The organism is Coprobacillus sp., assembly GCF_984815275.1.
Genome location: NZ_CFJNYH010000009.1, coordinates 14,270 through 30,132, shown reverse-complemented (window position 1 = coordinate 30,132; position 15,863 = coordinate 14,270). Strand labels below are relative to the sequence as shown.

Sequence of the window (15,863 nt, the reverse complement as noted above, 5' to 3'; positions counted from 1 at the left end):
CCTTTCTATTCATTTTCTATAAACATTTCTTCTTCATTTGCTTTTTGAATAGCAAGTTCTTGTCTTTCCATAACTTTAAAGAATGGTAAGAAGATAAAGAAGAGAATAATCATATTCATAATACTAATGAGCAACGCCACAAAATTAAATCCTGAGCCAATAAATGCCATAAGTGGCACTGGCATTGTCCATACAACATTAGCAACAATTGGAGGTGCTATGCCAATAACAGTTAAAATTGCATTAAAGATAAATAAAACAGCAAACCCTAATACCCAAGGAACAAACATTAAAGGATTTAAAACAATAGGTAATCCATACATAATTGGTTCAGCAATATTAAATATAGAACCAGCAATAGATAACTTTCCTAAAACTTTAAATCTTTTGACTTTTGAAATAACTAACAAAACAGCAATTGGGAAAACACTCAAACGAACATAACTATTAATCCATAATGAAGAAAACAGATATGTAATATCTTGACCAGCCATAAAATCAGCAAGATTTTGACCCATCATCGTTTCCCAAATTGGTGTCATAATAGACCCAACAATATTAGAGCCATGTAAACCAACAAACCAGAAAATTCTATCTAATACAAAGGCAATAAACTGTGCAATTGGATGACTTCCTCCAACAACCAAATGAGAACTCGCATCATTAATAAGTGTTAAAAAATGAATATTAGGAATATTTCTTCCAACAAAAGCTGAAAGAATAACAATAACACTGACAGGAATAATACTTGTAAATGCATCAGCAACCATTGGTGGAACACCAGCAGGCATTTTGATTGTTATTTTCCTTGCAATAAACCAACGATAAATTTCAACAGAAACAATACTTAAAATAATTGCACTAAATAAACTAGGTGCCCCTAAAATATAAGATGGCCAATCAAAGTTTTCAGATAATGTTGTAAAATCTATAAAACTAAGAAAACTTATTAAACCAACAATACCACAAACTATTGGACTGATTTGACTATCTTTGTCTTTATAGTAATCACCTAAAAAATAACTATTCAAAACAACACATAAGAATGCCATAAGATTAATACTTACAAACACAATCTGTAACAATGCAGGCTGTATATTCGCAATAACTGCATTAATCATATCTGCAACTTCAGGCATATTTAGCCCTGTTCCTTCAGCAAATAAACCACCTAAATTGAGAATGAGTGTTGCGGTTGCACCAAGAATCATATATGGCATCATGACCATAAAGGTTCTTTGAAGAGTCTGTAGATATCTCACTTGAGAAATGCGAATGAGTGGTGGAGCTAACTTATTTTCGATAAAATCTGTTAGTCGCTCTAATAATGTGATTTTCTTTGTTTCAGTACCCATATTTATCCTCCTTTTTCCATATCCAGTATAACGATCGTTTTTGGGACTTTTGTCAATTCCATTGGAACTAATTTTATTATACACACAAAAGAAACCGTTTACAATACTTTTTCTAAAATTTATGGAACTTTTCCCAGAAAAACCAAAAAAGTTCTTAGAATAAAAAATTTCATTAATACTTATCCAAAATATGGTATAATAAAACAAAGTATAAACAAGGAGGTTTATATGACACCTATACAACATATTCAATTACATAAAGATGAATTTACAAAATCAGAATTAATTATCATGGATTACATTCTTTCAAATCTTCATGATATTTCTTCATATCCAATATCAACCATTGCAGAAAAATGTAAAGTATCTAAATCTGCTTTATTGCGTTTCTGCCAAAAATGTGGATTCCAAGGTTATAGTGAATTCAAATATGAAGTCTCTAGATATTTACAATCTATTATACATATTACTGAAGGTGAGATTGCTAAAACACAAACAATTGTTGACTTATATACAGAACAAATGAATAAATTACCTCACTTATTAAGCACTCAATTTTTAGATCAATTTTCTCAACTGATGATAGATGCTAGAAAAATAAAAATATTTGGAGTTCATGAAACAGGCCTTTCAGCACAATACTTTTCATATCGTTTAGCAAGTCTTGGCATTGATTCAGAACCTGTTTTTGATTCAGGAATCTTTACTGAAAAAGCAACGATGTCAACAGATAAGGATTTAAATGTATTCTTAAGCCTTTCAGCTGAAACAACTGTCATTAAAGATTCTATTCATTATGCTAAAGAGAGTCAAAGCCACACTGTATTGATTACACAAAATGATCATTATCGCAATAAAAATAAAATTGATTTGGCATTCATTTTACCAGCATTTCAGCTTGATAAAAAGAATATCTTTGTTGATTCTCAAGCCCTTGTCTTTTTGACAATAGACCTTATTATTAATAACTTAGCATCACATTTAAGAGAACAAGATAGTCATAAGATTTAATTTCAACATAAATATCTATTATAATTAGAAATTTTCTACAAGCAAAAGGATACTTCTGTAATAAAAGTATCCTTATTTATTGTAGAATTTGCAAATATAAACGTTATATTAAAGGAAATAATAAATGAATACTTAAACTTCCCTCCTTATAAGAAGCCGTTATTTTGCCATTCATTTGTTCAGTTAATCCTTTGGCAATCGATAATCCTAAACCAGTAGATTTTTTTGCTGTAGTCACAGTATAGAAACGATTAAATAGTTTTCCAACGAGAACTTCATCTAATTGTACAGCCTGATTTCCTAGAAGGAAATCATTAATAATTTCAAAAACAACTCTTTTACTCCCTCTTAGATAATTATCATTAGGTATTTTCTTATCAGTTTCGAAAACTCTTTCTTCAGTTGAATATTCCAAATTATATATCTCAGGCTCATTTAACCTCCCATTAATATAATTAGCTACAAAAAGACATGAAAAAGCAATAAAATCGTCAAGAAAAATAATAGTAAAAAAAGATACCTCTTAATGAAGTATCTTTCATATCCTATAAATAACTATTTCTTATAGTCCTTTTTCAGTAATTTCTCTTGCAACATCATCTTTAATAGTGACACCTGCTGCTTCTAATTCTGCAATCTTTTCTGCAAATTGTGGTAAGTATTTCTTATGTGCTAATAATAATTCATCTAACACTCGTTTTGCATTTTCACCTGAAGGGATTTGTGGATTTAAGATGAATGCCTGTAATGCCATTCCATAATCTCCTGTCACTGCTGCTGCTTCAACACAGTGTTCCATGTTCTTCATACATTGTAACCATCCTTTTTCAGCTGGTTGTAATTCTCCAAAAGCGATTGCTTTTGCTCCTGTTGATCCAATATATGCAGAGACTTCTACTGCACAGTCTGCTGGTAAATCTGGTACTGCTCCATTATTCTTTGTTGTGACAACAATGTGTCTATTGGCATTTGAATAGATTGATGCAATTGTTTCACATGCTGCATCTGAATAATGAGCTCCTCCACGTTTTGCTAATTGTTCTGGTTTATGATCTAAGTTTGGATCTTTATATAATTCAAACAATTCTGCTTCTGTTTGTTTCACTTGTTGTCCACGTGTTCCCACTTCTGGATCACTGTATTCTTCTAATCCATGTGCTAACATTTCTTGTTGACGATAATAGTATCTATGATATCCACAAGGAATCATTTTCATAGTATCTAATTGTTCTTTGAAGAATGGGATGTCATGAATGTTAGCTGGTAATCCACCATCTTTACCTTCATACATTGCATCAATAATATCTTGAGTCACTTCTTTTCCATTTTCATCATAAACTTTATGCCAATGGAAATGATTTAATCCAGCAAACTTATAAGTCAATTGATCTAATGTTTTTCCAATTGTTTCTGGTTCTTTCATCATTGCACCAACTGGTACATTACATAATCCAATAACTTTATCCCATTTTCCATATTTCATAACTGCTTCTGTAACCATTCCACTAGGATTTGTGAAGTTGATTAACCATGCATCTGGACATAATTCTTTCATATCTTCAACAACACCTAAGATAACTGGAATTGTTCTGAAGGCTTTAAAGATTCCTCCAGCACCATTTGTTTCTTGTCCTAACATTCCATAAGAGAAAGGAATTCTTTCATCTTTGATACGAGCATTCAATAAACCAACACGGAATTGAGTTGTCACAAAGTCAGCACCAGGTAATGCTTCTCTTCTGTCTAAAGTCATATGAACTTTCACATCATAAGGAGATGCATCCCACATACGTTGAGCCATAGCTCCAACGATTTCCATTTTTTCTTTACCGTCCTCAATATCTACTAACCAAATTTCTCTGATTGGAAGTTCATCATATCTTTTGATAAATCCTTCCATTAATTCTGGAGTATAACTACTTCCTCCACCAATTGTAACAATTTTTACAGGTTTCTTTTCCATTATTCGTCCTCCTTGTTTTTACACTTACAGTATAGTCAAAATCACATCACTTTGCACATTATTTTCACTTATTGAAAAAACTTTATCTTTTGATATCTCTTTTTCCGTTTTTCATAAAATCAATAATTTCCTCTTTAGAAACAATTAGATTGTGACTATATGTCACATGAGTAGAAATACTATAGAATCTGAATATATAAATACTTGTATTATTTCATGATAATTAATGAGACATTTTTCTATATCTACCCTTCCACAACAATTACAATCCTTTGTTTTGTTAATCTTTTCTATTTTTACAGTTACATTCAACGCTATTATAACAAAAAGCAAAAATACGTTTAATGAAGTAACATAAATGGAAAATAGATAATAATTGGAGAAATATAGACAATAATGTTATTCAATCCTGAATTCTCTCTACCTATCCACTATATTTTAGCATCTCCTCAAAATTGCCAATAAATATACCTACCATTTTCACTTTTGGCTGTAATTAAAAGAAAGATTCTTAGATTTGATTATAGGACAGATTATTATATTTTTAGAAATCTTCAATAAAATCCCTAAAATCGCAGTATGCTTTTCAAAAATATTTTTTCGAGCATTATCTCAGTTGTTTCACTTCTATATAATTAAAACTTAGTTCGTCAAAATAGAAAAAGTAAGTATTTCATCTATTTATTTTATCACTACTTTATTATACGTTTAACAAAAAACAATTTTGATTTAAATAGATTCAATATTGAACACAACTCATTGCAAATTAGCATTTTTGATGTTAAACTAAAAATAGATAAAGACATTTAAAATAATTGTAATATGCAGCCACATTTAATGTTACAAAGGAGGGATTACCATGAAGAAAATATATTTATTTATTGGCTATATGGCATCTATAATTTTGTTTCCTATTATAGTTTTTATGTTACCTGTTCCAAGTTCTATCTTGCATGATGCAGGGATAATCTATATCACATATTATATTGCAGTCATTTTCTCTTTTACAATAGCTGCATCAGTTGCATATGTAAAATTTTGGGACAGTATCTAATATTTCATATATATTGATATTGAGTTCAAGAGATTACTACTCAGCAATCACTTAAGACCTGTGCCATATCATATACAACAAGTGGGTATGCATACAAATATTATAATGAAGTGTACACTTTGCTTATAAATGAATTAAATATTTTTAGTAACTTCTTAGACTCAATTTCAAAAAAGCCTAATCATTTTGACTAGGCTTTTTTCATATCTACATATTTAAATTGAACAGATAAGGATTTTATACTGAGGAAATTTCTTATATCAACTTCTTCATAACATTAGAATCAGATTACTTCCTTAGCAATCTTTTCTACAAACACTTTGATGTTAGGCAATTGATGCCAAATAATGTGCATACCTACTAAATAAGCCTTGTTTTAACTATTTACATTAAGATTTAATACATTTTATCTTTTGATATCTCTTTTTCCGTTTTTCATAAAATCAATAATCTCCTCTTTAGAAACAACTGGACTGTCCCCATATGTCGTATGAGCTAAAACACCACTTGCTGTTGCATAATGAATTAATTCCTGTGGCTCCATATGTGTTAAATAACCATCGATAGCTCCTGCTGCAAAACCATCACCACCACCAACACGATCGAAAACAGTCAATCTCATTTTTGGACTCATCACCATTTTTGTTGAAGTCACCATATATCCTGTTAACTCTTCATCTTTACGAATGGTTCCAAAAATAAATTCTATATGATAATCCTGACACATTTGCATAAGAATATTTCTAAGTTGTTTATCATAAGGGAGAGATTGATCAACTTGTTTATGTAATAGAAGGGTAGCATCTTTATAGCCAGCAAAAACAATATCTGCTAAATTGAGCATCTCTTCATAAATATGTTTTATTTCATCATGCTCACCTGTCCATAATGATGGTCTAAAATTACAATCAAATATGACCTTAATATGTCTTTTCTTTGCTTCTTTTGCAAATGCAAATGCAACTTCTCTTAGATTTTCACGGAGCGCTAATGAAATGCCACATATATGCAAAGCATCCATTCCATCTAAACAGGAAAAATCATAATCAGAGATTTGACTTTTACCAAAAGAACTATCCAATCGATTAAGATATGTGATTTGACTTGCACGATTACCAATTCCTTGTTCTAAAAAATAAATACCAATATGATTTGTTCCATAACAAACATAGTCATCATGAATACCCAATTTACGAATATGTGCGCTCGCTGCTTGCCCTACAATATTATCAGGTAAACGTGTTGTTAAATATACCTCATGCCCCATTTGATATAATCCTGATAAAACGTTAACTCCTGTTCCAGTATATAAGAATTCCAATGTATCAACTTGAGATAATTTTTTATAATTTGGTGGCATCATACGCATCATGACTTCTCCAAATGCTATTATTTTCATTGTCATCACCTATAATCTTTTCATGATTTCTAATAAAGTTTGAATATCTTCTCTCTTTGTCTCACCAGTTTCTTTATCTACAATAGAAGTATAGACATGAGGAATAATTCTTTTCACCCCTGCCTCAAGCGCAATACGACAAATCTCTTCAAAATTTGTTAAATCAATACCTCCAGTAGGTTCCATCATAAAGTCCTCTGCTGCACAAGCCTCACAAACTACTCGATATTCTTCTTTTGTTGATAGACCTTTCATGGGAAAAAACTTAACCGAACTACAGCCCATATCCTTTAACATATCTATCGCAGTTTTAACAGGCACAAGAGCTGGTTTATCTAAAGAACTTAAAGGTCCTGTAGACACTTTAACCAATCCTGCTGTTCCACTTGGAGAAATTAATCCATTAACAATTGTTTCATCTTGCCCTAGCAATGCACGTGTATATCCAACACCAGTGAACACTTGATTGACATGTTGGGGTTGAATGTCTTTTGAAATTTCAGCAACCATTTTCCATTGATGAGGGTCACCCGCACCCAATCCAACTGAAATAGCATTATCAATAGTTTCAGCATAAGTTTTCATATCTTTTATAGCCGCTTCAACTGTTTCATAATTCTTTGAAAGCAAGCCAACAAGTACATGTCCCTCTGCTGCTTCATAAATTGCTTTGGCATTCTCTAATGAATTTGCCAAAACATTTAAACATATCTTGTCATTTAAATAATGAGGAGTTTTATTCATCTTTTCTACCTCCAATAATCTTCACTATTTTTTCATAAATCATATTTAATTCTTGGTCATTGACATCTCTTATATCAATTTCTATTTTTCCTTCATTGGCACGATAATCACGCGTATAAATATGAAGTTCTCCTTCTTTTAATGCCTGTGCAATCTGCAGTGCATTCTTAGACAATTTCTTCTCATCAAACGTTATTTCACTTCTCATAATCAGACGACCAGCACCATCTTGTATAATCCGTGCCGATATGCCATCATTGGCATTTAGTTTTTGGTTAAATATTTCTAAACGTTGAGATTGTTGTTGTAATGTCAAATGTTCTTTTGATAAATATTTTTCAATCGCATAAGTCAAGCCTAAAATATTCTCTTTGCCTACTTTCATGACACGGCCAATCCCCTGACTTTGTTTTTTCACTTGATCAATAAATACCTTTTTCCCAATCAGTAAACCAGAAGTCGGACCTTCAAAAGCTTTTGTCCCACTATAAACAACAGCATCTGCTCCTAAGTTGTCATAAACCTTTAAATCTTCCTCAGCAGCCGCATCGACAATCACAGGCAAGTGATAACGATGACCTAACTCAATGAATGCTTTCATATCCGGCATACCTTTTTGAACACAATGATGAGACTTCACATAGATAAGTGCAACTGTATTTTCATTGATTTTTGCTTCAATATGTTCTAATGTACATTTATTTGCATAACCAGCTTCAACAACATGTCCTCCACCCATTCCAATCGTCACTTCAATAGGTGTTCCATAATCAACATTATGCCCTTTACAAATAATAACTTCTCTTTTTTTGTTTTCAGGATTATAAATATCTAAGATGTACTGTAGCTTACCTCTTGATACACAGGCAGCAACACTTTGGGCAATAGCGCCAGAAGCACTATTGACAATATAAGCAGATTCTACACCAATAAGCGCTGCTAAATAATTGCCAGTTTTATCCAACAGATCTTTAACTTCAAAGAAATGTGATGCACCAATATTCATCTGCTGACAAATATCTTCACTGACTCGTGAACCACCTAAAATTGTCATTTTCCCAGAAGCATTAATAACTTGTTTAACTTGATATTTTTCATATATATCTTCCATTAACAATCCTCCTCAAGTTGAATATATTCGTTACGTATGATCACTGCAACTGGTTGAATATACTCGGATACAATGATTCTCTTTCCAGTCGAATCAACCAATTCTTTATTTTTATGAATAATCTTAAATATTGTAAACTCACCACAATAGCCTTTTTCAATCCGACCAAGATGTGATAAATTCAACATTTTTGCAGGATGGCTTGTCACACAAGCTATAACTTCCTTCAAATCATATCCTTTCCTATAAAGTTTTGACATTGTCGTCGCAAGATCATAAACAGGCCCATTTTGACGATTACGATAATAAATATCACTGCTAATACTGTGAACTTTTAGATCATTTTGATTCGCCTTATCTAATACATCAAATGAAAAACTATCTGTACCATGACCCAAATCAAAGAACACACCTCTTTGATAAGCATCAAATACACATTCTTTAATGTGACTATCTTGAATAATACCATTCGTTTTCGGATTGAAAATATGAGTGACAATATCCCCGCTTCTGATATTCGCTAAAACTGTCTCCAGTTTTGAAGGTGCAGTTCCAATGTGCACCATCAATGGCAGCTTTGTTTGTTCAGCAATTTTTAACGCTTCAAATAAAGGCAAATCACCACTTTCTTCAACAACACTCTTACTCATTCTGGCCTTCACACCAATAATAAAATGGGGATGTTTTTGATACGCCTGCATAAAAGCATCGCTATCAACATGTCGCATATCTGCCAATTCATTTTGTGCGTATAGCCCTGTTTTAGAGATATTTAATAATGAATATACATGTGTTTTACAATTTTTTACACTATCATAAAACTCATCAACATTATCTGCACCAGATGTTCCTGCATCTATCACAGTTGTTACACCTTTTTTATAGCCAATACTTTCGCAATTATCAGCATAGAGTTCAAACTTATCAAAACAATGCGTATGAGTATCTATCCAGCCAGCACTTACATAACTCTCATTATCTAAATGAATAACCTGAGTCTCATTGTCTACCTTTATAGAAGAAGCAACTTGTTGAATGACACCATTTTGAACAAAAATACTCACAATTCTGCCATCTACAAGTCTTGCATTTTCAATCATAAATTTATTCATGCTCAACCTTCTTTCCTAAAAAAATTTTAACACTTTCATGAATACACTTCAATCAAATCACAGTTATCAAACAAAATGTTCATTCATGAAAATTGAAATTTTTATACTTATCAATTTATAAACATTATATCATTAAATCTTATTCATTATGCACTTTGATTTTTTTATTTGATTATGTTATGATAAATACAATAATGAGTCATTTATCTGTATCAATAGATCTTCAAATAATGACTGAAAGGAGTCTTATATATGAATAAAAAAACACCTTTATATTACTCTATTATGGAAACCATTAAAGATTCAATTATTAATGGTGTCTACCCTATAAATAGTTTATTACCCACTGAGACTGAATTTGAAAAAATCTTTAATGTTAGTAAAATTACAATAAGAAAAGCTATTGACCTTTTAGAAAAAGACGGTTATGTTTCAAAACAAAGTGGTAAAGGCACAACCGTTATAAGCAATAGCATTTTCAATAAATTATCAAATGGTTATTCTTTTGCTAATCTTTTAAAACAGCAAGGATATCAAGTGACAAAGGAAAATACACAATTTGAATATATTTCATTAGATCCTCAACATGAGTTATTTCCTTATTTTGGGAGGAAAAGTCTAGAAATTACTCGCTTTTACTATCTAGATGGACAACCTTATATCCATCTGACACATTATTTACCAGGTGATATTGAAATCCCTGTTATTAAGAATCATAATGATTTTTCATTGTATATGTTCCTTTATAAGAATCACTATTTTATTGCTCATTTTCATGATGACTTTCTTGTTGAGTTTCCTCCAGTTCGTATATTAGAGGGGCTTAATCTAGAAAAAGGACCAGTCCTTGGAAGAAAAAGAATATCACATGATATTAATCAAAAAGTTGTTGAAGTCTCATATGCAAGATACAATACAAGAATTCATAGTTATCAAATTCAGTATGATGTTTAGTCATACTGAATTTTTATATTTATGCACCACCTAAATGCAACACAATTCCGACAACTGCACTTATAGCAACGAGAATAATTGGTGACCAAGTTGTTTTCTTAGATAACGTATAGAGAACGATAGCTAAAATAATTCCAGGAACAACAAATAAATCTAAGAGATGCCCTGTTGACTCAAACAGTGGGATATTCACTAAGGCAATTTTAATGACTCCAATTCCAGCTGATGCTATCATAGCAACAGAGGCTGGCCTTAAACCAAAGAAAACATCTTGAACAAGTTTATTTTCTTTAAACTTTTTTAACAATCGTGCAATCACTAAAATAATAATAACAGATGGTGTAATCAATCCAATTGTGGCAACTATACCACCAAGTATACCATCAACTTGATAGCCTGCATAAGTAGACATATTAATACCAATGGCTCCTGGTGTTGATTCTGCAATAGCAATCATATTGGCAATATCGCCATGTGTAAACCAGCCAAGTGTATTTGAGATATCATATAGAAATGGTAAAGTGGCTAATCCCCCACCAATGGAAAAAAGTCCTACTTTGAAGAATTCAAAAAACAATTGTAATAAAATCATTTTGCTTCTGCTCCTTTCCAGCGGTTTAACAAAGCTCCGACAACAGATGAAGAGAGAACAATGACATATAAAGGAATATCAGTAAACAATGTTAGTCCTAAAACCACAACAAATATAAGCAATGCCTTATGATTAATCATTGATTTTTTCCATAATCGTTCTACAGCATTAAGAATTAAAACACAAACACATACTCTTACACCAGCAAAAGCATTTTTGACAATGGCATAATCTGCAAAGTTATTTAAAAATATGCTAATAACCAGCAATAAGGCAATAGGAATTGTTATAAAGCCTAGACTTGCAACAATCCCACCAATTGTTCCTTTTCGTTTATTGCCAATGAATGTTGAAACATTCAAAGCAATAATTCCAGGTGTACATTGACCAACTGCAAAATAATCTAGAAGATCTTCATCGCTTTCCCATTTTTTATTTTCTACAATTTCTCTTTGAAGAATAGGCAACATAGCATACCCACCTCCAAAAGTTATACTGCCAATCTTGGCAAAGGTTATATAAAGTTCAAATAAATCCTTCATATATCTGTTTCCCCTCCATTTTCTATATTTCAGGCATTGCAGCACCATCTGCTCGTGGATCACTACCTCCTAATCTCAAACCATCTTCCTGAATTTCAATAATTTGACAAGCCCCTGAACAAGTAAATGGTTCAATCACTTTCAAAGTATGTCCCATCTGTCTTAATTTTTCTAGAACTTCTTCACCAACCTGTGATTCAATCTTTAACACATGATGAGATTTCCCTTCTTCATCAAACGTATGCATATCAGCCCATTTTCCATGTTCAACAGAGCTTTGAACATCTAATCCAAAATCTAATAGATTACAAACAACTTGCATATTCCACTGTGGTTGATTATCTCCACCAGGTGTATTTCCAACATATTTTAAACGACCATTGGAATCTGTAATTAAATATGTATTGAGTGTATGCATGGTTTTTTTATAAGGGGCAATAGCATTTGGATGACCAGCTTGTAAATTAAACCCAGTCCCAGCTCGATTGTTTAATAAAATACCTGTTCCATCAACAATCTCTCCTGAACCCCATGTTGCTGAAATACTATGAATAAAAGATACAGCATTGCCTTCTTGATCAACAACTATCATGCTTGTTGTATGTCCATTTTCATGTTCAAAGACATCATCTTCATTGGCGCAAGAATCCATATGGATACAACCTGCAACTTGCGAAGCATACTCTTCACTCAATAGAATTTCAGTTGGATTTTCAACAAATTCAGGATCTCCAAAATACTTCATACGATCTCTAAATGCAATTTTCTTTGCCTCCACCATCAAATGAATAGCTTCAGCACTATCTGGCTCATACTGTGACATATTAAATTGATTAAGAATAGACAATTCTTCTAGATGAATAATACCTTGTGAAACTGGTGGTGTTTGAAAAATACGATAACCTCGATAATCAACAGAGATAGGTTCTAATATTTGACAATGATAATTTTCAAAATCAGACTTTTCAAAAATCCCTCCATGCTCATGTGAATATTCTACAATCTTATCAGCCAGTTTACCTTTATAGAAACCATCTCGCCCATGTTCTTTTAAATAACGTAAACTCTTTGCATAATCCTTATTATAAACAAGTTCACCATAAGGATATGGTTTTCCATCTTTGAGATATAAATTTTTTAAGTTTTTAAACCTGCACATTTTTTGATAATCTGTATGCATGTGTCTGGCAACCTTTTCTGATACAGGTACACCAGTTTCTGATAATTCAATAGCATCTTCACATAGATCAGCAAAACTTAATGTTCCAAATTGTTTTAATGCCTCAAAATAAACATCAACAGCTCCTGGTACGGTCACTGAGAGCATACCATCTTTAGGAACAGATTTAAGTCCCAATGACTGATAATATTCAATCGTTGCCTTTGCTGGAGCTCCACCCGAACCATTCATTGCAGTTATTTTTTGAGTCTTTGCATCATAATAAAGCAAGAATGCATCGCCACCTAACCCACACATATCTGGTAAAACGACACCACTTGTTAAAGCCATTGCAATACAAGCATCCATGGCATTTCCACCTCTGTTTAAAACTTTTAAACCAGATGCTGAAATAAGTGTATGGGCTGATGAAACCATCCCTTTTTTACTCATAACTATGCCTCTATGTTTCATTTTTTATCCTCCAATCTTTCTATAAAAAGAGAAAGTTGAGAGTTTGCCCCAACCATCTCAAGTCTTTTATATTATTCAGTTGCTTCTGTTCCATTTTCTTGAGCAGCTAAACGTTCACGTTCTACAATCTTTACAAATGGATAGTAAACAATACCAGCAATGACGATTCCACAGAGTGCCCAAACGGCAGCAGGAATATTTCCTCCTGTTGCAAGATAAGAACCTATAACTGGAGGCATAATCCAAGGAATCTGCACAACAGGTCGACCAATAATATTAAAGAACATCAAGAAATAAGTTCCAGTAACTAAAATGGCATCAATTAATACAAATGGAATCATCATAACAGGGTTCATAACGATTGGTAATCCAAATGTCACAGGCTCATTAATTTCAAAAATACCTGCTGGTAATGATAAACGTCCTAAAGTACGCAAAGATTTTTCTTTTGAACGGCACATGATGATAACTAAAGCCAATGTTGCACCAGCTCCACCTAAACTCACAAACCAAGGAATGAAACCTAATGCAGTAATATAAGGAATTGGCTGTCCAGCCAAGAATGCTTCAGTATTTGCAGTAATGAATGTTGTAAAAATTGGTGTACCTACCGCATTTAAAACAGATTGACCATGTATACCAACACACCATAATAATTGTGAAACAACCATATAAACCAAAATACCAGGATATGAATTTAAAGCAAAGACTAATGGTGAGAACAATTGTGTAACAAGTTCTGGTATTTGAATTCCCAGTACACAACGTAAAATGAAAAGAATTGATAAAGCTACAATACTTGGAATTAATGCTGAAAAAGATTTAGATACTGCAGGTGGAACACCTTCTGGAAAACGAATAACCCAGTTATGTTCAACAAACAATTGTAAGATTTTAACACAGAATATAGCAACCAAAAGCGCTGTAAATATCCCCTTAGAACCAAAATATGTAGTTGCCATAGCAAATTCTTCATCAACCTGTAAAATCATAAATCCAATAAATGAAATGATACCTCCCATTAATGGGTCTTGTTTAAAAGATTTTGACAAGTTATATCCAACTGAAAAAGCAACAAACAAAGCAATGATACCAATCGTCATTTGATTTGGAACATTCAACATAGCCTTATATGGTTCGACAATTTTCGCCCATGTATCATTTGGAAACTGTGCAATAATAATAAACAAACTACCAAAAATAGTGAAAGGGACAGTTGCAATCATACCATCTTTAATACCTGTTAAATAGGGATTTGTCGCTAATTTAGCAAATATTGGAGCAACTTTATCTTCCATAAATGACATAAATTTCTTCATATTTCTTCATCCTCTCCTCTGAATTTGTTATTCAGATCCTTTCTTAACTCCATATTATCATAATAATGTTTTAAAGTAAAGGATATAATGTTTAATTATTTAGATTATATTGTTAATACATTATTATCATATTTATATTCAACAATATTTTCTATACTGAAAAATTGATGAATTTCTCTTTGAAAAAAAGTTGAATGAGTAATTTATCAAAAAATAAAGAGGAATAGGATAAGTCAAAAGTTTATATTTATTATGCTATATGTTAGAACATTTCCTTTAGCAGTTATACACCATACCAGGATTATTAATTAATGATAGATATCTTTCTATATATTCATTATGAATGCAAAGCAAAGACTCTATCTGATCATTTGACCAAATAGAGCCTTTTTTATTTACCTTTATTTGTATAGTATTTTCTAACCAAAACTTGAGTTTTTCTAATATGTTTTTGAATTGTTTCTTTAGCAAGTTCTTTATCATTAGCAATAATAGCATCTAAAATAGCTTTATGTTCCTTTAATGCTGTTTCTAATCTTTCAGGTTGTGTAATAGAATGACGACTTGTCACAGAAACATAATAATGAACATCTTTTAATAATTGTTCAAAATATTGTGACTGAGTTGCCTGATAGATTGTCTCATGATAAAGAATATTTAAATCATTAATTTTCTCTTGTTCTTTTTTTCCAGTATAGAACTCCATCAATTCAAAAACATCCTTAATCTTAACCAAATGAATTTCATCCATACGATCAATTGCTAATTGAATAGCAAGCCCTTCTAAAGCCAAACGAATTTCAAACATATCATCTATATCCCTTGGTGAAAACCCTTTGACATAAACACCTTTATTAGGAATACTTTCCACCAAACCCTCTAATTCTAATTGTTTTAATGCTTCTCTAATTGGCGTTCTACTGATTTTTAATTCATTCGCTAAAGATAATTCATTGAGTTTTTGTCCATTCTCATATTCTTCATTTAAAATACGATCCCTCAATATATCAAATATCTTATTTCCTAAAGAGCCGTGCGATACCTGATCAAACAAACTGTGTGACGGCATATAAT

At 31.9% G+C, this 15,863-nt stretch carries 15 protein-coding genes; 3 read left to right on the top strand and 12 right to left on the bottom strand.

Going from position 1 to position 15,863, the window contains the following annotated elements:
- Positions 1-5 precede the first annotated feature (5 nt).
- Positions 6-1,355 carry a PTS sugar transporter subunit IIC gene (locus tag AC5M21_RS04895; RefSeq protein WP_008787559.1) on the bottom strand — a complete coding sequence of 450 codons (1,350 nt, stop codon included), beginning with the start codon at positions 1,353-1,355 and terminating at the stop codon, positions 6-8.
- Between the two features lie 228 nt (positions 1,356-1,583).
- On the opposite strand from AC5M21_RS04895, the gene AC5M21_RS04890 reads away from it, so the two are divergent.
- The gene (locus AC5M21_RS04890) at positions 1,584-2,366 is read left to right on the top strand and encodes a MurR/RpiR family transcriptional regulator (RefSeq protein ID WP_008787558.1); all 783 of its coding nucleotides are present in this window, start codon (positions 1,584-1,586) and stop codon (positions 2,364-2,366) included.
- Positions 2,367-2,469: 103 nt separating this feature from the next.
- Here the strand turns inward: AC5M21_RS04890 and AC5M21_RS04885 are convergent, their stop codons facing one another.
- Positions 2,470-2,781: an ATP-binding protein gene (locus AC5M21_RS04885; protein WP_008787557.1), complete on the bottom strand. Its 312-nt coding sequence runs from the start codon at positions 2,779-2,781 to the stop codon at positions 2,470-2,472.
- Between the two features lie 147 nt (positions 2,782-2,928).
- Positions 2,929-4,329, bottom strand: a complete 1,401-nt coding sequence (locus AC5M21_RS04880) for a 6-phospho-beta-glucosidase (protein ID WP_008787556.1) — start codon at positions 4,327-4,329, stop codon at positions 2,929-2,931.
- A gap of 859 nt (positions 4,330-5,188) precedes the next feature.
- On the opposite strand from AC5M21_RS04880, the gene AC5M21_RS04875 reads away from it, so the two are divergent.
- Positions 5,189-5,383 (top strand): hypothetical protein, encoded by a 195-nt coding sequence (locus tag AC5M21_RS04875; RefSeq protein ID WP_017143894.1) that lies wholly within the window; start codon positions 5,189-5,191, stop codon positions 5,381-5,383.
- Between the two features lie 406 nt (positions 5,384-5,789).
- Here AC5M21_RS04875 and AC5M21_RS04870 read toward each other — a convergent pair whose 3' ends face one another.
- From AC5M21_RS04870 to AC5M21_RS04855, 4 genes are read right to left on the bottom strand one after another with little or no spacing between them, the layout of a single operon-like run.
- Positions 5,790-6,782: a sugar kinase gene (locus AC5M21_RS04870; protein WP_017143895.1), complete on the bottom strand. Its 993-nt coding sequence runs from the start codon at positions 6,780-6,782 to the stop codon at positions 5,790-5,792.
- A 9-nt stretch (positions 6,783-6,791) separates the two neighbouring features.
- Entirely contained in the window at positions 6,792-7,526 is a 735-nt protein-coding gene (gene dagF, locus AC5M21_RS04865) for a 2-dehydro-3-deoxy-phosphogluconate aldolase (RefSeq protein WP_008787554.1), read from the bottom strand.
- Positions 7,519-8,637, bottom strand: coding sequence for a DgaE family pyridoxal phosphate-dependent ammonia lyase (locus AC5M21_RS04860; RefSeq protein ID WP_008787553.1), 1,119 nt, complete (start codon positions 8,635-8,637; stop codon positions 7,519-7,521). Before AC5M21_RS04860 ends, dagF begins: the two co-directional genes overlap by 8 nt.
- Complete coding sequence (locus AC5M21_RS04855; protein WP_008787552.1) at positions 8,637-9,749, bottom strand: amidohydrolase/deacetylase family metallohydrolase; 1,113 nt, start codon at positions 9,747-9,749, stop codon at positions 8,637-8,639. Before AC5M21_RS04855 ends, AC5M21_RS04860 begins: the two co-directional genes overlap by 1 nt.
- A 252-nt stretch (positions 9,750-10,001) precedes the next feature.
- On the opposite strand from AC5M21_RS04855, the gene AC5M21_RS04850 reads away from it, so the two are divergent.
- Entirely contained in the window at positions 10,002-10,703 is a 702-nt protein-coding gene (locus AC5M21_RS04850) for a GntR family transcriptional regulator (protein ID WP_008787551.1), read from the top strand.
- A gap of 19 nt (positions 10,704-10,722) precedes the next feature.
- Here the strand turns inward: AC5M21_RS04850 and AC5M21_RS04845 are convergent, their stop codons facing one another.
- The 5 genes from AC5M21_RS04845 to AC5M21_RS04825 all read right to left on the bottom strand — a co-directional run bounded on the left by AC5M21_RS04845 (position 10,723) and on the right by AC5M21_RS04825 (position 15,858).
- Positions 10,723-11,295, bottom strand: a complete 573-nt coding sequence (locus AC5M21_RS04845) for a chromate transporter (protein ID WP_008787550.1) — start codon at positions 11,293-11,295, stop codon at positions 10,723-10,725.
- Positions 11,292-11,837 (bottom strand): chromate transporter, encoded by a 546-nt coding sequence (locus AC5M21_RS04840; RefSeq protein ID WP_008787549.1) that lies wholly within the window; start codon positions 11,835-11,837, stop codon positions 11,292-11,294. The genes AC5M21_RS04845 and AC5M21_RS04840 overlap by 4 nt, the downstream gene beginning before the upstream one ends.
- Before the next feature lie 22 nt (positions 11,838-11,859).
- Positions 11,860-13,470 (bottom strand): gamma-glutamyltransferase, encoded by a 1,611-nt coding sequence (gene ggt / locus AC5M21_RS04835; protein WP_008787548.1) that lies wholly within the window; start codon positions 13,468-13,470, stop codon positions 11,860-11,862.
- A 71-nt stretch (positions 13,471-13,541) separates the two neighbouring features.
- Complete coding sequence (locus tag AC5M21_RS04830; RefSeq protein ID WP_008787547.1) at positions 13,542-14,789, bottom strand: PTS sugar transporter subunit IIC; 1,248 nt, start codon at positions 14,787-14,789, stop codon at positions 13,542-13,544.
- A gap of 391 nt (positions 14,790-15,180) precedes the next feature.
- Positions 15,181-15,858 (bottom strand): GntR family transcriptional regulator, encoded by a 678-nt coding sequence (locus AC5M21_RS04825; RefSeq protein ID WP_008787546.1) that lies wholly within the window; start codon positions 15,856-15,858, stop codon positions 15,181-15,183.
- Between the last annotated feature and the right edge of the window lie 5 nt (positions 15,859-15,863).